The organism is Arthrobacter sp. Z5-13 (genome assembly GCF_056499105.1).
This window is the reverse complement of record NZ_CP096460.1, coordinates 3,598,606-3,621,608: the sequence shown is the minus strand read 5'-3', so window position 1 is coordinate 3,621,608 and position 23,003 is coordinate 3,598,606. Positions and strand designations below refer to the sequence as shown.

Sequence of the window (23,003 nt, the reverse complement as noted above, 5' to 3'; positions counted from 1 at the left end):
TCCGGATCAACGGGTTCTTCTACGTCCGGATGTTTTTCCACCGTTTCGCGGCGGTGAGAGGATGGACCAATGACTGCAACCCTTGTTGCCAAAGACCTTTCCGGCGGTCACGATCACCGCACCCTTTTCTCGAACCTTTCCCTCACGGTTTCCCCGGGCGATGTTGTAGGAGTTGTTGGAGCCAACGGGGCCGGAAAATCAACGTTGCTTCGCCTGCTGGCCGGCGTGGATCAGCCGCAGGACGGCAGCGTCAGCCTGGCGCCGTCGGATGCCTTTGTTGGCTGGCTGCCCCAGGAGCATGAACGGATCGACGGCGAGACCGTTGGCGGCTACATTGCGCGCCGGACCGGCTGCGCCCAGGCGACCACGGCCATGGAGACGACGGCCGAGGCGTTGGGAAGTGAAGCGCCGGGATCCGAGGACGCCTACTCGCTGGCCTTTGACCGCTGGATGGCTTCGGGGGCCGCCGACCTGGAGGAGCGTATCGCTCCGGTCCTCGCCGATCTCGGCCTCGAAACCGCCACCGATGCCCTCATGACGGGTCTCTCCGGCGGCCAGGCCGCTCGGGTTGCGCTGGCTGCTTTGCTTCTCAGCCGTTTCGACGTCGTCCTCCTCGACGAGCCCACCAACGACCTGGACCTTCAGGGACTGGCAAAGCTTGAGGCCTTTGTGCAGGGCCTACGTGGTGGTGTGGTACTGGTCTCCCACGACCGTGAGTTCCTGGCCCGTTGCGTCACCACCATCGTCGAGCTGGACCTCGCCCAGAATTCCGTTTCCGTCTATGAGGGCGGGTATGAGGCATTCCTTGAAGAGCGGGCCGTTGCCAGGCGGCATGCCCGGGAACGCTATGAGGAGTTTGAGTCCACCAAGGCGGACCTGGTGTCGCGGGCCCGTACTCAACGGGAATGGAGTTCCCAGGGTGTCCGGAATGCCATGAAGAAAAACCCGGACAATGACAAGATCAGACGGGCCGCGAGCACCGAGTCGTCAGAAAAACAGGCGCAGAAAGTGCGACAGATGGAGTCGCGCATCGCCAGGCTGGATGAAGTGGAGGAGCCCCGCAAGGAGTGGCAGCTCCAGTTCAGCATCGGTCAGGCTCCGCGCTCCAGCTCCGTGGTAGCCACCCTCCGCGATGCCGTGGTCCATCAAGGGGAGTTCACCCTGGGCCCTGTGAACCTGCAGCTCAACGCGGGAGAGCGGATCGGGATTACCGGCCCGAACGGTGCCGGCAAGTCCACCCTTTTGCGGCTCCTGCTGGGGGCCCAGCAGCCTGCAGAGGGAACAGCGTCCATGGGTGCCTCTGTTGCAATCGGCGAGATCGACCAGGCCCGTGGCCTCCTTGCCGGAAACCTGTCGCTCTCATCAGCGGTGGAAGCCGTGCTTACCGACATGACGCAGGCTGAGGTCCGGACACTGTTGGCTAAATTCGGCCTGAAAGCGGACCATACGTCCAGGCCTGTCGACTCACTGTCTCCTGGGGAACGGACCAGGGCTGCGCTCGCCCTGCTTCAGGCGCGGGGAGTCAATCTGCTGGTCCTCGACGAACCCACCAACCACCTTGACCTCCCGGCCATCGAGCAGTTGGAGGAGGCCCTGGAAAGCTATGAGGGCGCACTCCTGCTGGTCACCCACGACCGCCGCCTTCTGGAAAATGTCCGTCTCGATGTCAGATGGCACGTCCTCGCAGGAACGGTCACGGAATCGTCCGGGAGCGGGTCTGTTGAAAGCGCGGAAAACCGTTCCGCCGCGAGGACCGGGCGTAACCGATGAGCATGGACGGGGTGGCCTGGAGCTCCCTGTACAAGATCAGCCGGGCTTCAGGCGGATCCAGATCGTTCTCCAAGGAGACGCTTAAGCGGGTGTTGGGCTTTGCCCTCCCTCACCGTCGGAGGCTGTTTGTCTTCGTGCTGCTTTCGATCGTCATGGCGGTCCTGGCTGTGGCGACTCCGCTCCTTGCGGGCCAGGTGGTGGATGCGATCATCGCCGGAGTTGAGGCTTCGGTGGTGATCTGGCTTGCTGTGCTGATTGCCGCCGTCGCGGTGGCGGAAGCGGGCATCGGCCTGCTGACACGGTGGCTCTCCTCCACCATTGGCGAGGGCGTGATCGTTGACCTTCGCACCAGGGTGTTCGACCACGTCCAGAAAATGCCCATCGCGTTTTTCACCAGGACGCGAACCGGGGCGCTCGTGAGCCGGCTCAACAATGATGTGATCGGTGCGCAAGCAGCCTTCGCCGGAACCCTCTCGGGCGTGGTCAGCAACGTTGTGGCACTCCTGCTGACCCTCGTGGTGATGCTGGAGAAGTCCTGGCTGGTGACAGTACTGGCCATGGTCCTGCTGCCCATCTTCCTCATCCCGGCGCGCCGGATGGGTTCGAAGCTGGCAGACCTCCGGCGCGAAGCAGCCGAGCACAATGCGGCCATGGGGACGCAGATGACCGAAAGGTTCTCCGCTCCCGGCGCCACTTTGGTGAAGCTCTTCGGACGTCCGGACGAAGAATCCCGCGAATTCGCGGTCCGCGCCGGCCGCGTCCGGGATATCGGCGTCCGCACAGCCATGCTTCAGTTCACGTTCGTGACCGCGCTGACACTCGTCTCGGCCCTGGCGCTCGCTTTGGTGTACGGGTTGGGTGGCTGGCTGGCGCTCGGCGGCCAGCTGGCCGCGGGCGACGTCGTGGTGCTGGCACTGCTGTTGACACGGCTTTACGCGCCGCTGACGGCCTTATCCAACGCCCGCGTCGAGATCATGAGTGCCCTGGTCAGCTTCGAGCGCGTCTTTGAAATACTGGACCTCAAGCCCCTGATCCAGCAGAAACCCGACGCCGTTGAGGTGCCGCCAGGACCAGTAGCCGTGGAGTTCGACGACGTCCGGTTCGCCTATCCCTCTGCCGACAAGGTATCGCTGGCTTCCCTCGAGGACGTGTCCACCCTTGACACCCGGGGCGGGGAGGAAGTACTGCACGGCGTCAGTTTCCGGGTTGAGCCCGGCCAGACAGTTGCGCTCGTAGGGTCTTCGGGAGCGGGAAAATCCACTATCGCGCAGTTGCTCGCCAGGCTGTACGACGTCGATTCCGGCGCCGTGCGCCTCGGCGGCACCCTGCCCGGCTCGGGAGTGGACGTCAGGGACGTCACCTTTGATTCGATGCGGGCAACGCTGGGAATGGTGACCCAGGACGGGCACCTTTTCCACGAAAGCATCGCCTCCAACCTGCGCCTTGCACGGCCTGAGGCCACCGACGATGACATGTGGGACGTGCTGCGCCAAGCGCGGCTGGAATACATGATCAGGTCCCTCCCGGACGGACTGGACACGGTAGTGGGGGAGCGCGGATACCGGCTCTCCGGCGGCGAACGCCAGCGCCTTACCATTGCCCGCCTGCTTATTGCTCAGCCGCGGGTGGTTATTTTGGACGAGGCCACAGCTGCCTTGGACTCCACCAACGAGGCAGCAGTCCAGGCAGCGTTGGGGGCCGCGCTGGAGGGGCGCACCGCCGTCGTGATTGCCCACCGCTTATCCACAATCCGGGCAGCGGACATGATTTTGGTAGTGGAGGAAGGCCGAATCTTGGAACGCGGAACGCATACCGAGCTGCTTTCAGCCGATGGCCGCTATGCCGAGCTCTATCACACGCAGTTCGCAGAGGCCCACGCCGTTGCCGAAGAGGCCGTTCCCGAACTCTAGGTTGTCTCGGCCAGGGCGGGCAGGATGTGGTCTGTGAGTAGCGGAGCCAGATCCTGCGGAAGCTCGGCGTTGAGATCGAGCCAGCGGATCTCAGCGATTTCGGCTGAAGGGTGGGCGGACCAGACGCCCGGCGCGGCGTAGACGGTAGCCTCAATGTCCGTTGCGGCCTCATTGGCAGCCGCGGCTATCCAAACCCCCATGAGCCTAAGCTGCTCAGGCAGGACGGCGATCCCCACCTCCTCGAGGAGCTCACGGGAAGCAGCCTGCGCCGCGGTTTCGCCGGGTTCAGGCTTGCCGCCGGGATGCATGAACTTGTCCGTGCCCCGCTTGCGGACTGTGAGCAGTCGTCCGGCGTCGTCGAACACGCAGACGGCGGAAACCACAATGCGCGCTGTCATCGCTCGCCTCCGTAGCCTGCTGCGTCGGCGCGGCGCAGTACCGATTCCAGCAGAAGGTTCTTCGCTGGACCGCTGACGTCCCAGCTGTACCGGTATTCGTCCCGGCTTACCAGAGAATATTTCACCCGATAGGTATCGGGATCGCACCAATGGAGTTCGGAGACATCACTGGAGGCGAAACTCATCCGGTGGAAGGGGCGTCCGTCCGGGAAGAAAACTGCAAGGGCGTCCGGCCTATCCGACGGGCGAAGTACGTACTCACGTTGCGCGGGGCCCGTGAAGGGTTCGCCGCCAGGAGCAGCCCAGTGAACTGTTCCTTCTTCGCGGAAGCGGAGGGCGCCGTCGTCTGTCTCAACGAAGGCTGCAACGCCGGTAAAGGTGCCCCGGGTGTCCGCGGACCGATCCCACAAAGAACGGTCCACCCGCCAGGAGCCCAGCAGGTACGCGCGCAGGTCTGCAGCGGAAGCGGCGTCCGGCGTGTGCGAATTCAAGTGCCCTCGATTGGAATCGAACCAACGACACCGGCTTTAGGAGAGCCGTGCTCTATCCACTGAGCTACGAGGGCGGGCGTCCGAACCGGCCGGCCTGAGGCCATCCTGTTCGGGCACGGTTACAAGCATACAAGGTGCTGGCGCGTACTACGCTCTTGGCATGAGTTCTGCCCCTTTGCCAGCCGCTGCCCTCGTCTATATTCCCGACACAGCCTCAACACGGCAATACATCGGAGCCTGGTCCGTTCTCAGTGTCCTGCAGTATTTTGCAGCCGAAGCCGCCGTCATCGGTGCATGGGCAGGACCGGAACCGTACGACCGCCGCACGGGCTTTATCAGTGACCTGGGCGCGGTGACCTGTGGAATCTTCGATGACCGGGCTGTCTGCTCGCCGCTGCACCTGCTGATGAACGCCTCGTTCTTTATCCAGGGGCTTGGCATTCTGCTGGGCGCGTTGCTGCTCAGTTCAGGATTGTTGTGCGTTGCAGCCAGGCCTGGGGCACGTGCGGTACCGGGAGAGAAACCCTGGCGCGCCGCCATAGTGGTCCGGATCCTCATGGCGACGGCGGGGGCGGGCACAATGCTCGTGGGTGTGGTTCCGGAGGACGTTGGTTCTCCGCTGCATTTTGCCGGCGCACTGATGTTCTTTATTGCCGGCGCCCTGGGATTGATCACTCTTGGTGGCATGTGGCTCAGCAAAACTCCGTTGGCATGGTTCATCCTGGGCTGCGGGGTGGTGTCCTTCTCTGCCTTGGTGATGGGTGGGCTGACGGGGATGGACGTCCCCGAGCCAGGCACCCTGGAGCGGCTGATGGGGTATCCGGTGACCGTTGGCCTGGCTGCGGCCGGCCTGGTGATCGCCCAGCGCGTTCACGACGAGCGAAAAGTCCGGAAAGCTATGCGGATGCAGGCGGTGCGGCACTAAACAGGTTGGTTGCAGAGTTAGTGCGGACTGCGGCTCACTTTTTCCCGAGGAACTCGCGGTAGCCTGCGAGCGATGTGACTCCGTCGTAGCCGATGCTCGTCGGACCCATTGCTGTCTGCTGGTCCGCAGAAAAAACCCGCAGAGGCAGGCTCACGTCCGGGTCGCCCTCGCCTGCTTTGACTAGTGCACGTAGCGCTTCTTCAACAACGCGCTTCATGGTCTCCGAGTCGGAGGTATCTGAAAAGATCCTCACGCCACCTCCCCGACTCATCCCCGGTGTGGTCTTGTACTCAACCTCAACACGTTCAACGTTCGAAATGGACTCAACTGCTGCTTGATACTTGGATGCGTATTTTGCGTCTGAGTCGCCGACCGACTCCTTGCATCCGCCAATGCTGAAAGCCAACGTTGCGATGAACAGGATGGCCAGTGCTTTGCGAATCATGGGAGTTAGTGCTCTCGTCCGAGGTTGGAGACAGTTGAGGATACCCGGCCAGGATCATCTGTGAGGAAAACCTGGGTCGAAGGATCATTCTTGAAAGCGGCTATCGCGCCAGAATTTTCGTTGGCTTCGACGGATTTCGCGTAGGTTCCGGCGTCGTGGTTTTGGCCTACATCGTCAGCGGCATCACCGGGCAGGCTTGGCAATGTGACTACTGTGGCGTTGTTGCTGCTTTCCCAGAGAGCGGGCACACCGCCAGGACCGGACTTGGCGTTGCCGAGGTCCGCTTGCGGGACCAGGTCTTTGGGGTGTTGCAGGGCCAGCGTATTGATGCTGTCCGGGATGTGGGTCGAATCGATAGGGGAACCGTATGTCATCACGTTGGTGACATTGAACTGTGCGCGGAATTCTGCACTGGCAGTGAGTGCGGCAGCCGTCATCCCGCCCTGGGAATGTCCCACCATAAACACCGGAGCATCAGGCGGAATTCCGGCCTTTTGCATCGCCAACGTCACCGCCGCTGACGCTGACGAAATATCCCCTGATGCCGACGCCAGATTGCCCACTGTGTCCATCGGGTTGGAACCCGACTTGACGTTCCACTCTGAGGTGCCGGGAATCATCACGATATAAGCTGGCCCGTCGGGGCCGTCCACTTTGGTGATCCGGAGGGCTGCGTCCGGGGTTCCCTCCTTCCCATGGTCGAGGTAGCCTTCCGTGACGCCGCCCATGATATTAGAAAGGCTATTGGGGATCGGCGTTACCCCATGGTCGGAAATGACAGGTGATTCATCTCCCACTCCTACTGGTATCGGTTCGCCTGCTGTCGCAGAACCGTCGTCAAGGAGGTGGGGGTTGTACAGGCCGCCGAATTGAAGTGTAATGCCAAGGTTGCCCACGGATGCGGCAAGCAAGACGCCGCCCGTCAAAAGCTCGGTGATGGAGGGAGGCTCTCCGGTGGTCATGAAGTCCCACCCCAGGCGCCCAATATTTCCCAGGCCGTCAAAGACGTCTCCTGCAGCATCAGGAATGGGCGTGTTGGCGAAGAAGTCCCAACCGTCTCCGATGGTGTCGCCCACTGCGTCCACAACATCCCCAGCGCCGTCCCACAGATCTCCCAGGCCGTCCCAAAGTCCTTCGGCCGCAGACTCTGCATTCTCCATGAGCCGATCCAGCAGCGACTTCGAGGCCCCGCCACCCGGACCCCCTGAACGGCTGGTTTCCTGCTGCTGGCGCACGTTCTCCTGGAGAGACTTAGAGGCCTCCCGGAGAGCGTGAGATGCGGACATGAGGGTACGACTGTGATTTTTCCAATCGGACTTGAACCGCTGGCTGTCCGCGCCCTTCCAAAGGCTGCTATTGACCACCGGCGTCAATTGGCTGCTGAGCTGCGCAAAGCGCTCACTTGCCCTTGCCAGTTCCTTGGCAAGATTCCGGCCCTGCTCGATGTCCATTCCGTGGAGCGTCATGATGCACCCTCTTCGCTGCGACGGCTGGAAAGAAAGTCGTGCGCCCCGAGGACGGACCACACCACCTGCTGGGCTATATGGCCAGGGGGGCGCTCTACGAGCACCAGGCTGCGCTGTGAATCTGCACCCGTTGTCTTCACGGAATAGAGCTTGTCTGCAAGGGCCCATACCGCGGCTGACTGGTAGTGCTCACCCGAACCGGCCGAATCGCGGTGTTCCGCGCCGGCCACCACACTGAGATGGACCGTGGCCGTGGGGGACTGAATAGCTGCGGCGACGTCGTTGGGGACAGTGGCAGCGCCAGCTTCGAACCCCTCTCCGAGCTTTGAAACTTCCTCCGCTGAAACTTCGATGCGTGGCCCGCCGGTGAGTGACGAAGAGTCGGGGTTTTCTGTTCCAGTGGCGGTGAGTTCCGGGTGCGGAGGCATCGAATCGGCCAATACCGGCCACAGAATGTCTTCAGTGAACAAGGTGATTGTGGAGACGTCGCCGATGCCGGTGACAGATACAGAGCCGTCCGTTCCAGTGGACACTGTCCGGGAGAATTTGATGGCGAGTCCGCGCCCGTCGAACAGGGAGACCTGGCTGTGTGTTGAGAGGCCGTCTGCCCGCGATACGAGCTCCAGCTTTATGGGGGCATTCGAAGCCTGCCAGATTGCCAGAATCCACTGTGGGCTGATGCTGCCCGCCGCGTTGGTGATGCCGGCAACGGTCAGTTGTTCGCTGAGCGCGCCCATGGCGTCGTCGTCCAGCCGGCACAGCATCCTGGCCGGTTCGGAGGCGCCATAGGCATCGAAGTCCACTTCCGGCTCGGAACGCAAGGCCGTCATGGTCTTGTCCACTGCAAGAGCCCATGCCAGGCTGCTCAAGCGGTACGTGTTCAATGAGGACTTCACAGTGGAGCCTGCCATGGTTGAGACCTTCGAGTCAGAGTCTCGCAAGAGGCTCGATCAGCAATGGCAGCAACGCTACTGCACGTGGGCAGCAGCCGCGATGGGCAGAACACCCCACTGGTGCGTGTCCATCAGCAGTCGATCAGCCGCCAGCGAGCTGTCAGCGTCCCCTTTAGCCCTTGCGGCGGTGCCCGCGGGCGGAAAATACCGCGACCGCGCCGGCCAGCAGGCTCACCAAAAACAGCACCCAGCCGGAAACGGTGAGCGCGGAAGCAAGAGCCACCGCACCGGCGTCGGCCGCTGGCATGGACATCATGGAATCAATGGCCGCATTGCCCCACAAACGGACGGCGACGAAGAGAAGGGGGACTGCCCAGAGAGCCCAGCGGAGCGGCTTTCGCGCCACATTGGTGCCGATCAACAGCAGCCAGGTAAAGCCGAAAATGAGGGGAAACAGGGTTCCCGCCGTCTTGTGGAGGTAGTTGAGCTGTCCCACGGCGTCTGCATCCATCGCCCCGCGCAACTGCTCCACGTACGAAGCGTCGAAGCCCCCGAGCAGCGAATCCGGCATAGCCAGTCCGCCCGAAAGCTGGGTCAGTTGATCGAGGGTCAGCAGGTGCAGGTACCAGAAGAGGAAGAGGCTGGCCACCAAACCGGCAATGAGGATCAGATTGCTGTTGTTCTGCGCCTTCTCGGGGGTACGCGCCGTGCTGGGGTTGATGACAGCGGGGAGATGGTGCTGGGGGATTTCAGCCTTGGTTCCGTGCTTTTTGATCCGCTGTGCGGGTGTTTTGGCCATGGCTCCATTATTGCCCGTGCCTATAGGCTGGGACGCGTGACCGAACTTGGAAGACACAAACTTGGCAAGCACAGCGCCGCGGAAGTTTCGGCGTCCATGGACGACTACCAGCTCGCAGAAGCACTGGTCAGGGAAGCCGGAAATCTGGCCCTGATGATGCGCCAGGGCGGACTGGAAGGCCAGCGCAAAACGTCAATCTCCGACGTCGTCACGGCGGCCGACCACGCCGCTGAGGCCTACGTTCTGGAGCAGCTGCAGCGCTGCCGCCCCGAGGACGGAATCGTGGGGGAGGAGGGGACTTCGATTCCCGGCAGCAGCGGACGGACCTGGGTGATCGACCCCGTGGACGGTACGTACAACTTCCTCCACGGTTCCACCTATTGGTGCTCCGCTATCGCGCTCAAAGACGCATCTGGCGTAGTGCTGGGCGCGATTTTCCAGCCGGAGGAGGACAAGCTCTGGCTGGGCGGGCTTGCCCGGACCGCAACGCTGAACGGCGTACGGCTTTCTACGTTTCACTCCGACGGTGCAGGACGCTCCGGGACTCCGTTGGCCGAACTTGGCGCAGCCACGTACATCCATCCCGGCTGGCTGGCGGACCCGATGTGCGCCATGCCGTGGCATGCTGCTGCCACGTCCGCTGCCGCTCTTCGGATGCTGGGCTCCGGCTCCTGCGACCTGGGCCGGGTGGCTGACGGGCAACTGGGGTGCTGGTTCCAGCACAGCTGTCCCGAGTGGGACTGGCTTCCGGGCAAAGCAATCGTCCGGGCCGCCGGTGGATCCGCGGATACGGTTCGCGTCAACGGGCTCGATTGGTTTATGGCCGGAGGGCAGACGGCGGTCCGTGAGCTTCGCGAGGCCTTGCTGTCCGGCTCGGTAGGGTGAATCCTTGAGCTGAAACTCCAGGCAGGAAGCACGGCTTAACCTGGATGATTAGGGCCAGGATTGCCTCCGCGAACTTGCTGTCGGCCCCACCGCCTAGACTTGTACCCATCATGGATATGTTGTTTGACCCGTACGCGGACGGTCCTTTCAAAACTGCCTCCCACCCGGCTGCACTGGCTAAAGTGCGTGCCGGGAGTGGTGGTTCTGCGCCTGAAAATGGCGGCGGGAGCGGACCCACACCGGACAGCGGAAGCCACATCTCCGGCGAAGGAACCCCACAGGAGCGAAGGCAAAGGAACCCTGACGCCGCCGAACTTCTGCAGGGGCTCAACCCGCAGCAGGAAGAGGCCGTCAAGCACTCGGGCAGCGCCCTCCTGATTGTTGCCGGGGCAGGCTCCGGAAAGACACGCGTCCTCAGCAACCGGATCGCCTACCTCATTGCTACCCGCCGCGCCCATCACGGGGAGATCCTGGCCATCACCTTCACCAACAAGGCGGCCGCGGAAATGCGTGAGCGCATCGAGGCCTTGGTGGGCGGACGGGCCAAAACCATGTGGATTTCCACATTCCACTCCTCCTGCGTGCGGATCCTGCGCCGTGAAGCCCCCAACGTCGGGCTGAAATCCAACTTTTCCATCTACGACTCCGCGGACTCGCTCCGGCTCATCACGCTGGTCTCCAAGGGCCTGGACCTCGATCCCAAGCGCTTCGCCCCCAAGGCCATCCAGCACAAGATTTCGGCTCTCAAGAACGAACTCATCGACGCCGACTCCTACGCCTCCAGCGCCAACTACAACGACCCCTTCGAGCAGGCTGTGGCCGAGGTATTCAAGGGGTACACACAGCGTCTGCGGCAGGCGAACGCCATGGACTTCGATGACCTCATCGCCGAAACCGTCTACATGTTCCGTGCCTTCCCTGCTCTGGCTGAGTCGTACAGGCGGCGGTTCCGGCATGTTCTGGTGGACGAATACCAGGACACGAACCACGCCCAGTACGCATTGGTGCGAGAAATCGTCGGGGAGGGAGAAGGTGCAGCGGAGCTCACAGTCGTGGGCGATTCCGATCAGTCCATTTATGCGTTCCGCGGGGCGGATATCCGCAACATCGTCGAGTTTGAGAACGACTACCCGGACGCGCGCACCATCAAGCTGGAGCAGAATTACCGTTCAACCCAGAACATCCTGAATGCCGCCAACTCGGTGATTTCCCGCAATCCAAACAGGCCGGAGAAAAGGCTTTGGACGGCGGAGGGCGACGGCGAGAAGATCATCGGCTACGTGGGTGAAAACGAACACGACGAAGCCCAGTTCATAGCCAAGGAAATCGACCGCCTGCAGGACGAGGACAACCTCCGTCCCGGCGACGTCGCCATTTTCTACCGCACCAACGCGCAGTCCCGTTCTATAGAAGACGTTCTGGTGCGGGTTGGTTTGCCCTACAAGGTGGTCGGCGGCACCCGCTTCTACGAACGCAAGGAAATCAAGGACGCCCTCGCCTACCTGCGCGTCCTGGTTAACCCGGACGACGACGTCAACCTTCGCCGCGTGCTCAACGAACCCAAGCGTGGCATCGGCGACCGCGCGGAGGGTGCAGTTGCAGCGTTGGCAACGCGCGAACGGATGTCCTTCATGGCTGCGGCCAGGCGCGCCGAGGAAGCACCGGGCATGGCCACACGATCCGTCAATGCAGTGCTCGGGTTCGTGAAACTGCTTGATGACCTGTCAGTAGTGGCAGCAGGATCCGGCGCGGCCGCCGCCTTGGAAGCTGTCCTGGAGCAGACCGGTTATCTGGCGGGGTTGCGCTCCAGCAATGACCCGCAGGATGAGTCCCGAGTGGAGAACCTGGCGGAACTGGTCGCCGTCGTCCGTGAATATGAACGTGACAACCCGGAAGGCTCACTGGAAGCGTTCCTTGAGCAGGTTTCTCTCGTTGCCGACGCTGACCAGATTCCTGACGCCCCGGGCGGTGACGCCGAAGACGCTGCCGCTGCCGTCGCGGAAGCAAAGCGGCTCGGGGTGGTTACCCTGATGACGCTTCACACCGCCAAGGGGTTGGAGTTCCCGGTGGTTTTCCTCACCGGAATGGAACACGGGCTGTTCCCGCACCAGCGGTCAGCCACGGATCCCAAGGAACTGGCTGAGGAGCGGCGGCTGGCGTACGTGGGACTGACCCGGGCGCGGAAGCGGCTTTATGTGACCCGTTCGGAAGTCCGCAGCATGTGGGGCCAGAGCCAGTACAACCCCGCCAGCCAATTCATCGAGGAAATCCCTGCGGAACTCGTGGAATGGCGGCGGGAAGGTTCCATCCGCCAGTCCGGAGGGTGGGGGAGCAGCGCACCCATCGGTTCGAGCCGCTACGGCGGATCATTCTGGGGTGCCGGGACGTCACGGGGTGCGGCAGCCAGCCCGACGGCCGGCTTCAATGCGGACGTTCCGGCCGCCGTCGCCAAAAACAGGGTGCAGCCCCAAAAGGAAGTTGTTGCGGTCAGCGTCGGGGACAAAGTCAATCACACGAGTTTCGGCAACGGTACGGTGCTTGCCGTGGAAGGCGCCGGGGACAAGACAGTAGCAAAAGTGAAGTTCGACGTCGGCGAGAAGCGCCTCCTGCTGCGGTACGCTCCCTTGACCAAGCTGGACGCCTGAGGGTCTCGCGAGCGTTGAGGGGGACTCCCGGCAGGCATAATGGGAGCCATGCGACGGACGTTTTTGGGGATATTGGCCGCCTTCCTGCTCTTGGTGGCCACCGGCTGCAGCTTTGAGGCGAAGGATCCGAATTACGTCCCCCCGCCGCCCTTGGCCGCCCTCGAGCAACTGAAACAGGCTCCGCTAGTAGACCCCGCCACCTTTTCCGCGGGCGGGGACGTCATCAGTTTCACCACAGCTGACCGGAACGCCGCGTGCTCGCTGACCTCCGCGAAGGGGGAACACATCGATCTGCCCTATGAGCAGAATGCCTTCAGTGACAGCGCCAACAACAAGTTCCCAACGGTCCCTGTGGCCCATTGTGAATTTGCTGTTTATCCCAAGCCAGAGTCAGCTGACGTGAAGGATGACTGTGCCGGCACCGGCATGGGGTATCTGGGCGGGGTTGCATTGCTGTCGCCGGAAAAGGCCGGCTATGGCGAGTGCCGGTCCGGCGTAACCCAGCTGGAATCCGAGGCCGGGCCCAAGGGCACAGGCAACGGCCCGATTTCACAGCTGCCGGTTCTGGCCGACGGCCAGAACATTGAGCGCAACGGGTTGCGCTGCTCTGCCTACAACGGCGGTGTTGCCTGCGGTAATCTCTCCGCAGGGGTTGCTTTCTTCGTTTCAAGGGACCGTTACGAACTTATTTTTGACGGCGGTAAAAGTTCTTCGCCGAGCCCCGCGGAAGCCGCAAAAACCCCGTAATCACGCAGTTTTTCTACGTTCCATAGAATAGTGTCCTTACTCACTTAACCGGTACTCTGGAACGGGCTGGTCCCCGCGAAGGACTAGAGTTCCGAGAGGAGCACTGCGCCGTGTGGCTCGTTTCCAAGCTTGTCCCAGGGTGCTTTCAATCCGCAGCCCGGTAACCGCGAGTACGTGGGGTCCGGCTGTACAGAAACTACTTCGACGTAGAAGGACACTAAACCGTGGACCTGTTTGAATATCAGGCGCGCGATATGTTCGAGGCGCACGGTGTACCCGTGCTTGCTGGCATCGTGGCGCACACCCCTGAAGAAGCAAAGGCAGCTGCCGAGAAAATCGGCGGCGTAACTGTTGTTAAAGCACAGGTTAAGGCCGGTGGCCGCGGTAAGGCCGGCGGCGTCAAGGTTGCCAAGTCCGCCGATGAGGCGTTTGAGCACTCCACCAACATCCTGGGCATGGACATCAAGGGCCACACCGTGAACAAGGTGATGATTGCCCAGGGTGCTGACATAGCCGAGGAGTACTATTTCTCCGTCCTGCTGGACCGGGCCAACCGCAACTACCTGGCGATGTGCTCGGTTGAAGGCGGCATGGAAATCGAGCAGCTCGCCGTCGAACGCCCGGAAGCCCTCGCCAAGATCTCGATCGATCCCTCCGTCGGAATCGACCAGGCCAAGGCCGACGAAATCGTTGCTGCTGCAGGCTTCGCTGAGGAATTGCGCGGCAAAGTCGCCGCCGTCATCCTGAAGCTCTGGGATGTCTTCAAGAAGGAAGACGCCACCCTGGTGGAGGTCAACCCCCTGGTCAAGACCGGAGCGGGCGAGATCGTTGCCCTGGACGGCAAGGTGTCCCTGGACGAAAACGCCGGGTTCCGCCACGCCAAGCACGCCCTCCTTGAAGACAAGGAAGACACCGATCCTCTCGAGGCCAAGGCCAAAGAGCAGGACCTGAACTACGTCAAGCTGGACGGTGAAGTAGGCATCATCGGTAACGGTGCAGGCCTGGTGATGTCCACTCTGGACGTCGTAGCCTACGCCGGTGAAAACCACGGCAACGTCAAGCCCGCCAACTTCCTGGACATCGGCGGCGGAGCTTCCGCTGAGGTCATGGCTGCCGGTCTTGACGTCATTCTGGGCGACGAGCAGGTCAAGTCTGTGTTCGTGAACGTCTTCGGTGGCATCACGGCCTGTGACGCAGTCGCAAAGGGCATCGTCGGCGCACTGGCCGAACTGGGACACTCAGCCAACAAACCGCTGGTAGTCCGCCTTGACGGCAACAACGTCGAGGAAGGCCGCCGCATCCTGGCCGAGGCCAACCACCCGCTGGTTACGCTGGCCGCCACAATGGACGAGGGCGCCGACAAGGCCGCCGAGCTCGCCTACGCAGCTAAGTAAAGGGACTGACATGTCTATTTATCTGAACAAGGACTCCAAAGTCATCGTCCAGGGCATCACCGGCGGCGAAGGCACCAAGCACACCGCCCTGATGCTCAAGGCAGGCACCAACATTGTGGGCGGCGTCAACGCCCGTAAGGCCGGTACCACCGTGCTGCACGGCGAGAACGAAATCACTGTGTTCGGCACCGTCAAGGAAGCCATGGCCGAGACTGGCGCTGACGTTTCCATCGTCTTCGTCCCGCCGGCATTCACCAAGAACGCCGTCGTCGAAGCCATTGAGGCAGGCATCGGCCTGGTCGTCGTCATCACCGAAGGCGTTCCTGTACAGGACTCAGCTGAGTTCTGGGCATTGGCACAGTCCAAGGTTGACGCCGAAGGCAACCAGGTCACGCGCATCATCGGACCGAACTGCCCCGGCATCATCACCCCGGGTGAGGCCCTCGTTGGCATCACCCCGGCAAACATCACGGGCAAGGGCCCCATCGGCCTGGTATCCAAGTCAGGCACCCTGACCTACCAGATGATGTACGAGCTCCGCGACCTCGGTTTCTCCACTGCCATCGGCATTGGCGGAGACCCGGTTATCGGCACCACGCACATCGATGCACTGGCCGCGTTCGAAGCCGATCCCGAGACCAAGGCGATCGTCATGATCGGCGAAATCGGTGGCGACGCTGAAGAGCGCGCCGCTGACTTCATCAAGGCCAACGTCACCAAGCCGGTAGTCGGCTACGTCGCTGGCTTCACCGCTCCTGAAGGCAAGACCATGGGCCACGCAGGCGCCATCGTCTCCGGCTCCGCCGGTACCGCCCAGGCCAAGAAGGAAGCCCTCGAAGCAGCCGGCGTGAAGGTCGGCAAGACGCCGTCCGAGACCGCCAAGCTGCTGCGCGAGGTTTACGCAGCCCTCTAGGCACTACAAACCAGGGCCCACAGGCGCGAGGGACCCGCTGCGAGCTTGCGAGCGGTGGGAGCGCCTGGGGATGGCGTCCGGTCACCTTCTTAGGGAAGGTGACCGGACGCCATCGTACTTTAAGGCGTGGTTCCTAAGCACCCAGGAGCTCGTCCAATTGCTCGTAGCCCGCGGCTACTCCTGATTCCATACCGTCCTTCAGATAGCGCTCCCGGGACTCAAAGCTTGGATAAAGCGACCGGCCGGTAAGCCGTGAACGCCCGTCCGGGAGGTCTTCGAAGGTGGAATACTCCAGCGTCACGATGTCCCCGGGGTAGCCCTCGAACTCAAAGGTCTGCAGGACGAACTCATTTTCGCGGACAGTGTGGAAGACGCCGCGGAAGGCGTACTCGACGCCGTCGTCGCCGCTTTGGACGAAGCGGTAGGCTCCTCCGGGCCGGCAATCGAAGGTGTCAATTCTGGTATTCAGGCCGCGAGGCCCGATCCACTGAACGAAGACGGTGGGGTCGGAATGGGCCTGGAAGACGGACGCTGCCGGGAAATCGAACTCGCGCTCGTAGTCCACGTATGGGGATTCCTCCGGAACTGTAAGCTTCAGCTGATTCGTCATGCCCGAACCCTCCCTGATTCGGTGTTGCCGGCAGCCTCTGAACTCCCGAGGAGCTCATCCAGACGCTCGTAACCCTCAGACATACCGCCTTCCATGCCGGAGGCGGCCACGCCGTCGCGGGCTTCCTGGCTGGGGTAAACTAAGTGGCCCCTCAGCCGGCTCCTGTTGCCACCCAGATCCTCAAAAGTGAGGAACTCTATGCTGACTACATCCGGATAACCGTCGAACTCGAACGTCTGGATGGCGAAGTCATTCTCGCGCACTGTGTGGAAGATGCCGCTGAAGGCGTAGCTCACGCCGTCGGGGCCGGTGTGGTGGTACCGGTAGCCGCCTCCACTTCGAAAATCGTAGTGATCGATCTCCACATTGGTGCCATGCGGACCGAGCCACTGAGCGATCAGTTCAGGGTTCTTGTGGGCCTGGAAGACGTCGGCCACCGGGAAATCGAATTCGCGTTCGAAGTCAATAAAGGGCACACCGTCCGGCACGGTGAGTTGCAGGGCGTTACTCATGATTAGTCCTTTGCCTCTTTGCCGCTCGCGGCGGCATTGGAACGGAGCACGGCATCGAGGTTTCGGAACTGCCCCTCGCGGACCAGACGGTACTGGTCAATCCATGCAGTAAGGGCCTCAAGCTGTGCGGGATTCAGGTGCACGGGCCGGCGCTGGGCATCACGGGTCCGGGTGACCAGCTGTGCCTGTTCGAGAACCTGGATGTGTTTCGAGATGGCCTGCTTGGTGATCTCGAACGGTTCGGCCAGTTCGTTGACCGTGGCAGGCCCCCGGCTGAGGCGGGAGATGATGCGGCGGCGCACCGGATCAGCCAAGGCAAGGAATGCCAAGTTGAGGAGTGCGTCGTCGCCGTCCATTCCGGTTTCCCACCTCCATTTCTTCGCTCATTGAAGCATAATCAACTAGTAGCTTTATCAACCTATCGGTTGTTTAAGACTATTCACTGAGTGGGAGAACCGCAAGGGCCGGAGTTCATTTTTTTGCAAAAAACAAGTTGTAAATATGTCAGTACAAACCTTTGACAGGACATTGGACATAGGGCAAAGTAGAGCGTGTAGTTCCGCTTCGAACGGGGCTGAAATTGCCGGAACCCTGGCTGCTGGAGGTACAGAGTTGAAACCAGAAAGGTCCGCGATTACCGTGACCCACGAACTGCTCACGATCGGGCGAATCAGTGTAGACATCTACCCGAACGATATTGGCGTTGACCTTGAGGATGTGACGTCTTTCGGAAAGTACCTCGGCGGCTCCCCCTCCAACGTCGCCGTCGCGGCGGCCCGCCACGGACGGCGGACGGCAGTGATCACCCGTACCGGCGACGATGCCTTCGGGAACTACCTGCACAGGGAACTCCGCAAGTTCAACGTTGATGATTCCTTTGTCCTCCCGGTCAAGGAATGGCCGACGCCGGTAACCTTCTGCGCAATCAAGCCCCCGGACGACTTTCCCCTCTATTTTTACCGTTTTCCAACAGCGCCGGACCTGCAGATCAAGGGTGATGAGCTGGACTTGGCCGCGATCCAGGGTGCCGGAATTTTCTGGTCCACCGTGACGGGCCTCTGCCAGGAGCCCAGCAGGGAAGCCCACCTACGGGCCCTCCTGGCCAGGCCCCGCGCCGGCCTAAAACCGGGGCAGCACACCATCCTTGACCTCGATTACCGCCCCATGTTCTGGCCCGACGAGGCGGCGGCGCGCACGGAGATTGCGAAGGTGCTGCCACACGTCACTGTAGCCATCGGCAATGACAAGGAATGCGCAGTGGCTGTAGGCGAGGGCACGCCGGACGAGCAGGCAGACCGCCTGCTCGCCGCCGGCGTCGAAATTGCTGTGGTGAAACTCGGGCCGGAGGGTGTAATGGCCAAGACACGGACTGAACGTGTTGTCTCCGCGCCCGTACCCGTTGTCACTGTCAACGGCCTGGGTGCCGGTGACTCCTTTGGAGGCGCCTTCTGCCACGGACTCCTTGCCGGCTGGCCCCTTCCTCAGATCCTGGACTACGCCAACGCGGCCGGGGCCATCGTAGCCTCCCGGCTCTCCTGCGCAGATGCGATGCCCACGCCGGCCGAGGTGACCTCCCTGCTGTCGGAACGCGGACGCCTCGTCCCCGCGGAGTACGCCAAGGGCGACTACGCCGCAGAAGGAGCGTCCCTGTGACTGTCGCTGCCGGAAACGTCACGGGGGCGGTCAACGACGATCCCCGCCGCTATGAGCACTTGAGCACCATCCGGCTTGAGGATCCCGATGCAATAGCGCGCGCAGCCAAAGCGCGGCGCCGCCATCCGGGCCCTAAATACGGCAAACAGAATTTCATAGTCGCTGCCGATCATCCCGCACGGGGAGCCTTGAGCGTTGGCGCTGATCCAATAGCCATGGCGGACCGCCGCCAACTCCTGGACCGCCTACAGATAGCCCTTGCCAACCCCGACGTCGACGGGATCCTGGCCTCCCCGGATGTGATGGATGACCTGCTCCTGCTGGGCGCCCTCGACGGCAAGCTCATGTTCGGTTCGATGAACAGAGGCGGCCTGGCGGGTCTGGTCAACGAGTTCGATGACCGCTTCACCGGCCACACCGCGGCTGCCCTTGAGGCGCTGGGTGCAGACGGTGGCAAGATGCTTACGCGTATCTGCCTCAATGATCCGGACACGGTATCGCTTCTCGAAGCCACAGCGCAGGCCATCGATTCGCTCGCAGAGCGCAAGCTGATAGCCATGGTGGAGCCGTTCCTCTCCCTGCGCGAGAATGGCCGGGTGCGCAACGACCTCTCCACCGAAGCCGTCATCAAGTCGGTGGCCATCGCCGAGGGGCTGGGATCAACCAGCGCCTACACCTGGATGAAGCTCCCTGTTGTAGCCGACATGGAACGGGTTATGGCCGCCACCACCATGCCCACCGTGCTGCTGGGTGGAGATCCGGACGGAAGCCAGGATGAGATCTTCGCCAGCTGGGAGGCAGCGTTGTCGTTGCCCAACGTGCAGGGCCTGACTGTAGGGCGTACCTTGCTCTACCCGCAGGATGGGGACGTGACCGGCGCCGTAGCCACTGCCGCTTCCCTGCTCCGGCACAGCCGCCTCAGCCATACCAGCGTTGGCACACCAGCAGAAGTATCGGAGTAACTCTTATGGCATCAGCTACACGCAGAATGACGGTTGCCCAGGCCGTCGTCGAATATCTGTCACAGCAGTACACAGTCGACTCCATCGGGGGATTGGACTACCGCGAACGGCTTATCCCCGGAACGTTCGGGATTTTTGGCCACGGCAATGTTGCCGGAGTGGGCCAGGCCCTGAAGCAGTACCAGCAGCAGGATCCGCGCATCATGCCGTACTACCAAGGACGAAACGAACAGGCCCAGGTTCACCAGGCTGTGGGCTACGCCCGGCACACGCGCCGGCGCCAGACGTTCGCCGTCAGTACCTCGATCGGTCCTGGTTCCTCCAACCTGCTCACCGGCGCGGCGCTGGCAACCGCCAACAGGCTTCCGGTTCTGCTGCTTCCCAGCGACACCTTCGCCACCCGCGCCGCGGACCCGGTCCTGCAGCAGCTTGAGCAGCCCTACGCCTACGACATCACCGTCAATGACGCGTTCCGGCCATTGTCGAAGTTCTTTGACCGCGTCTCCCGGCCGGAGCAGCTGTTTTCGGCGTTCCACCACGGGTTGCGGGTCCTAACCGACCCCGCCGAGACCGGGGCGGTCACCATTTCGCTTCCGCAGGACGTCCAGGCCGAAGCCTTGGACGTCCCGGAGGAATTTCTTGCCGAGCGTGAGTGGCGCATTCGCCGTCCAGAGGCCGACGACGACGACATCCGCCGGGCGGCCGCTGCCATCCGGGCCGCGAAGCGTCCCCTGATCATTGCCGGCGGCGGGGTGCTCTACGCCTACGCCAATGACGAACTTGCAAGGTTGGCCGAACTCACGGGAATCCCCGTGGGCAACACCCAGGCCGGCGTCGGCGTCCTGCCCTGGGATCACCCGTATTCGCTGGGGGCCATCGGATCCACGGGCACGACGGCGGCTAACACCATTGCTGCCGAAGCGGACCTCATCATCGGGATCGGTACCCGCTACGAAGACTTCACTACCGCTTCCCGCACGGCGTTTCAGAACCCGGATGTCAAGTTCATCAACCTCAACGTGGCTCCCATCGATGCCTACAAGCACGGCACCTCCCTGCCGATCGTCGCCGATGCGCGCAAGGCGCTGGTAAAGCTGAACCAGGCCCTGGGCGGATATCGCATCGGCGCTGACCTGGAGCAGTCCATTGCGATGGAGAAGCAGCGTTGGGACACCACGGTCGATGAGGCCTTCGATACACGCTTCACTCCGCTGCCCGCTCAGAACGAGATCATCGGTGCCACCAACAGGGCCATGGACGCCCAGGACGTTGTGATCTGCGCTGCGGGTTCCCTCCCTGGCGACCTTCACAAGATGTGGCGCGTCCGCGACCCGTTCGGGTACCACGTCGAATACGCCTATTCCTGCATGGGCTACGAGATCCCCGGCGGGTTGGGCGTCAAGCGTGCGGCGCTGGCCGAAGCCGCCGCGGGCGGAACTTCCCGGGATGTGGTGGTCATGGTAGGGGACGGCTCCTATCTGATGATGCACACCGAACTGGTTACCGCCGTCGCCGAACGCATCAAGCTGATCGTGGTCCTGATCCAGAACCACGGCTACGCCTCCATCGGCTCGCTGTCAGAATCCCTCGGTTCCCAGCGTTTCGGCACCCAGTACAGGGCGCTGGATGAGGAACAGCACAGCTTCGACGACGGCGAAACACTGCCCGTTGACCTGGCCCTGAATGCCGAAAGCCTGGGCGTGAAGGTCATTCGCATTGAACCAGGGGAGAAGGTCATCGCCGAACTCGAGCAGGCCGTTCGCGATGCCAAGGCTGCGCCGGAACAGGGCGGTCCCATCCTTATCCACGTGGAATCCGACCCGCTATTGGACGCTCCCGCCTCTGAATCCTGGTGGGATGTTCCCGTCTCCCAGGTCTCCGAGCTCGAATCCACCCGGCAGGCCTTCAAAACCTACACAGATCACAAAACCCGCCAGCGCAAGCTGCTCGGCTGAATCCCCCTTCGACTTTCGAGAACTCAAGGAAGAGCATCATGACTGTTATCACAGACCAAAGCACCACCACGATCAATCACTTCATCAATGGGGCGGAAACGCCGGGTATGGGTGACCGTACCCAGCCTGTTTACAATCCTGCGACTGGTGCTGTGTCGGGGGAGTTGCGGTTGGCGAATCGTGCTGATTTGGATGCGGCGGTGGCAGCGGCGCGTGCCGCCGCCGACAGCTGGGGTGACATCTCCCTCGCCAAGCGCACCGCCGTGCTCTTCAAGTTCCGCGAACTCGTCGCCTCCCACGTGGACGATCTCGCCGAACTGATCACTGCCGAGCACGGCAAGGTCCTCTCCGACGCCAAGGGCGAGATCGGCCGCGGCCTGGAAGTCATCGAGTTCGCCTGCGGCATCCCGCAGCTCCTTAAGGGCGACTACTCGGACCAGGTGTCCACGGGCATTGATGTGTTTTCGTTCCGGGAGCCGTTGGGTGTGGTTGCGGGGATCACGCCGTTTAATTTCCCGGTGATGGTTCCGTTGTGGATGGCGCCGATGGCGATCGCGACGGGGAACGCGTTCATCCTTAAGCCTTCGGAGCGGGATCCGTCGGCGTCGATGCTGCTCGCGAAGCTGTGGAAGGACGCGGGGTTGCCGGACGGGGTGTTCCAGGTTCTGCATGGCGGGAAGGACACCGTGGACGGGTTGTTGACCCACCCTGATGTGGACGGGATTTCTTTTGTCGGGTCCACTCCGATTGCCCGGTATGTGCATGAGACGGCCACGAAGCATGGCAAGCGGGTCCAGGCGTTGGGCGGGGCGAAGAACCACGCGATTGTGTTGCCGGATGCTGATCTGGATAACGCCGCTGACCACCTGGCCGCGGCAGCGTTCGGCTCGGCCGGGGAGCGGTGCATGGCGATCTCCGTCGCTGTCGCCGTGGGGGATGCCGCTGACCTGCTGGTGGAAAAGGTTCAGGAGCGGGCGCTGGCTGTGAAGGTGGACAACGGGAGGGTGTCCGGGGCGGAGATGGGGCCGGTGATCACGCCGGAGTCCAGGGACAGGATTGTGCGGATCGTCACCGAAGCCGAAACGGCCGGGGCCGCGATGGTGGTTGATGGCCGGGACCTGGTGGTTCCCGGGCACGAGGACGGGTTCTGGGTGGGCCCGACAGTGATCGACCACGTCAGCAAGGAGATGAGCGCGTACACGGAGGAGATCTTCGGACCTGTGCTCGTCGTCGTGCGGGTCAACAGCCTGGAGGAGGGGATCGCCCTGATCAACGCGAACCCGTACGGGAACGGCACGGCGATCTTCACCTCCTCCGGAGCGAACGCCCGGAAGTTCCAGCGCTCGGTGGATGTGGGCATGATCGGGATCAACGTGCCCTTGCCGGTCCCGGTGGCGCATCACTCCTTCGGCGGGTGGAAAGCCTCACTCTTCGGGGACAAACACATCTACGGCCCCGAAGGCGTCTCCTTCTACACCCGCGGCAAAGTGGTCACCTCCCGCTGGCCCGAACCCACCCACGCCTCCGGCGCCTCCTACAACTTCCCCTCCAACTAACCCCCACCCAACAGCGATTGCTGAGCAGATGCCCTTTTGAGCCTCCAAAAGGGCATCAACTCAGCACTCGACGC

At 62.4% G+C, this 23,003-nt stretch carries 21 protein-coding genes and 1 tRNA gene; 12 read left to right on the top strand and 10 right to left on the bottom strand.

The features are described 5' to 3' along the window. The first annotated feature begins 69 nt into the window (after positions 1-69). A complete protein-coding gene (locus M1E02_RS16825; protein ID WP_479375347.1) occupies positions 70-1,770 on the top strand; it encodes an ABC-F family ATP-binding cassette domain-containing protein in 1,701 nt (566 codons plus the stop codon). Next, positions 1,767-3,680, top strand: a complete 1,914-nt coding sequence (locus tag M1E02_RS16820) for an ABC transporter ATP-binding protein (RefSeq protein WP_479375346.1) — start codon at positions 1,767-1,769, stop codon at positions 3,678-3,680. Before M1E02_RS16825 ends, M1E02_RS16820 begins: the two co-directional genes overlap by 4 nt. On the opposite strand, the gene M1E02_RS16815 is transcribed toward M1E02_RS16820, so the two are convergent. From M1E02_RS16815 to M1E02_RS16805, 3 genes are all read right to left on the bottom strand, one after another. After that, complete coding sequence (locus tag M1E02_RS16815) at positions 3,677-4,078, bottom strand: NUDIX hydrolase (RefSeq protein WP_479375345.1); 402 nt, start codon at positions 4,076-4,078, stop codon at positions 3,677-3,679. The two genes, M1E02_RS16820 and M1E02_RS16815, sit on opposite strands and share 4 nt — an antisense overlap. Beyond that, the gene (locus M1E02_RS16810) at positions 4,075-4,569 is read right to left on the bottom strand and encodes a DUF6314 family protein (protein WP_479375344.1); all 495 of its coding nucleotides are present in this window, start codon (positions 4,567-4,569) and stop codon (positions 4,075-4,077) included. Before M1E02_RS16810 ends, M1E02_RS16815 begins: the two co-directional genes overlap by 4 nt. Before the next feature lies 1 nt (position 4,570). Then, positions 4,571-4,643, bottom strand: a tRNA-Arg gene (locus M1E02_RS16805). Between the two features lie 86 nt (positions 4,644-4,729). Between M1E02_RS16805 and M1E02_RS16800 the strand changes: the two genes are divergently transcribed. Next, on the top strand, positions 4,730-5,494 hold the full coding sequence (locus M1E02_RS16800; RefSeq protein WP_479375343.1) for a DUF998 domain-containing protein: 765 nt from the start codon (positions 4,730-4,732) through the stop codon (positions 5,492-5,494). A 34-nt stretch (positions 5,495-5,528) separates the two neighbouring features. Here the strand turns inward: M1E02_RS16800 and M1E02_RS16795 are convergent, their stop codons facing one another. From M1E02_RS16795 to M1E02_RS16780, 4 genes are all read right to left on the bottom strand, one after another. Then, positions 5,529-5,939: a hypothetical protein gene (locus M1E02_RS16795; RefSeq protein WP_479375342.1), complete on the bottom strand. Its 411-nt coding sequence runs from the start codon at positions 5,937-5,939 to the stop codon at positions 5,529-5,531. A gap of 5 nt (positions 5,940-5,944) precedes the next feature. Beyond that, entirely contained in the window at positions 5,945-7,405 is a 1,461-nt protein-coding gene (locus M1E02_RS16790) for a WXG100 family type VII secretion target (RefSeq protein ID WP_479375341.1), read from the bottom strand. Beyond that, entirely contained in the window at positions 7,402-8,316 is a 915-nt protein-coding gene (locus M1E02_RS16785) for a hypothetical protein (RefSeq protein WP_479375340.1), read from the bottom strand. The genes M1E02_RS16790 and M1E02_RS16785 overlap by 4 nt, the downstream gene beginning before the upstream one ends. Before the next feature lie 154 nt (positions 8,317-8,470). Continuing rightward, the gene (locus tag M1E02_RS16780) at positions 8,471-9,097 is read right to left on the bottom strand and encodes a hypothetical protein (RefSeq protein WP_479375339.1); all 627 of its coding nucleotides are present in this window, start codon (positions 9,095-9,097) and stop codon (positions 8,471-8,473) included. A 96-nt stretch (positions 9,098-9,193) separates the two neighbouring features. Here M1E02_RS16780 and M1E02_RS16775 point away from each other — a divergent pair, with 96 nt between their 5' ends. From M1E02_RS16775 to sucD, 5 genes are all read left to right on the top strand, one after another. Then, positions 9,194-9,982: an inositol monophosphatase family protein gene (locus M1E02_RS16775; RefSeq protein ID WP_479378198.1), complete on the top strand. Its 789-nt coding sequence runs from the start codon at positions 9,194-9,196 to the stop codon at positions 9,980-9,982. A gap of 116 nt (positions 9,983-10,098) precedes the next feature. After that, positions 10,099-12,627, top strand: a complete 2,529-nt coding sequence (gene pcrA / locus M1E02_RS16770; RefSeq protein WP_479378197.1) for a DNA helicase PcrA — start codon at positions 10,099-10,101, stop codon at positions 12,625-12,627. A gap of 39 nt (positions 12,628-12,666) precedes the next feature. After that, positions 12,667-13,374: a hypothetical protein gene (locus tag M1E02_RS16765; RefSeq protein ID WP_479375338.1), complete on the top strand. Its 708-nt coding sequence runs from the start codon at positions 12,667-12,669 to the stop codon at positions 13,372-13,374. A 224-nt stretch (positions 13,375-13,598) separates the two neighbouring features. Then, positions 13,599-14,768 (top strand): ADP-forming succinate--CoA ligase subunit beta, encoded by a 1,170-nt coding sequence (sucC, locus tag M1E02_RS16760; protein WP_458113348.1) that lies wholly within the window; start codon positions 13,599-13,601, stop codon positions 14,766-14,768. A gap of 10 nt (positions 14,769-14,778) precedes the next feature. After that, the gene (gene sucD / locus M1E02_RS16755) at positions 14,779-15,681 is read left to right on the top strand and encodes a succinate--CoA ligase subunit alpha (RefSeq protein ID WP_247048407.1); all 903 of its coding nucleotides are present in this window, start codon (positions 14,779-14,781) and stop codon (positions 15,679-15,681) included. 133 nt (positions 15,682-15,814) lie between these two features. Here sucD and M1E02_RS16750 read toward each other — a convergent pair whose 3' ends face one another. Genes M1E02_RS16750 through M1E02_RS16740 form a run of 3 tightly spaced genes read right to left on the bottom strand, consistent with a single transcriptional unit; the run spans position 15,815 to position 17,159 of the window. Continuing rightward, a complete protein-coding gene (locus tag M1E02_RS16750; protein ID WP_479375337.1) occupies positions 15,815-16,291 on the bottom strand; it encodes an SRPBCC family protein in 477 nt (158 codons plus the stop codon). Beyond that, positions 16,288-16,803, bottom strand: a complete 516-nt coding sequence (locus M1E02_RS16745) for an SRPBCC family protein (RefSeq protein ID WP_479375336.1) — start codon at positions 16,801-16,803, stop codon at positions 16,288-16,290. The genes M1E02_RS16750 and M1E02_RS16745 overlap by 4 nt, the downstream gene beginning before the upstream one ends. Before the next feature lie 2 nt (positions 16,804-16,805). After that, positions 16,806-17,159, bottom strand: coding sequence for an ArsR/SmtB family transcription factor (locus M1E02_RS16740; protein WP_479375335.1), 354 nt, complete (start codon positions 17,157-17,159; stop codon positions 16,806-16,808). A gap of 283 nt (positions 17,160-17,442) precedes the next feature. On the opposite strand from M1E02_RS16740, the gene iolC reads away from it, so the two are divergent. From iolC to M1E02_RS16720, 4 genes are read left to right on the top strand one after another with little or no spacing between them, the layout of a single operon-like run. Continuing rightward, the gene (gene iolC / locus M1E02_RS16735; RefSeq protein WP_479375334.1) at positions 17,443-18,456 is read left to right on the top strand and encodes a 5-dehydro-2-deoxygluconokinase; all 1,014 of its coding nucleotides are present in this window, start codon (positions 17,443-17,445) and stop codon (positions 18,454-18,456) included. Further along, positions 18,453-19,418: a Cgl0159 family (beta/alpha)8-fold protein gene (locus M1E02_RS16730; RefSeq protein ID WP_479375333.1), complete on the top strand. Its 966-nt coding sequence runs from the start codon at positions 18,453-18,455 to the stop codon at positions 19,416-19,418. The genes iolC and M1E02_RS16730 overlap by 4 nt, the downstream gene beginning before the upstream one ends. Positions 19,419-19,423: 5 nt before the next feature. Beyond that, positions 19,424-21,373, top strand: coding sequence for a 3D-(3,5/4)-trihydroxycyclohexane-1,2-dione acylhydrolase (decyclizing) (iolD, locus tag M1E02_RS16725; protein ID WP_479375332.1), 1,950 nt, complete (start codon positions 19,424-19,426; stop codon positions 21,371-21,373). Between the two features lie 38 nt (positions 21,374-21,411). After that, positions 21,412-22,929: a CoA-acylating methylmalonate-semialdehyde dehydrogenase gene (locus M1E02_RS16720; RefSeq protein WP_479375331.1), complete on the top strand. Its 1,518-nt coding sequence runs from the start codon at positions 21,412-21,414 to the stop codon at positions 22,927-22,929. The last annotated feature ends 74 nt before the right edge of the window (positions 22,930-23,003 follow it).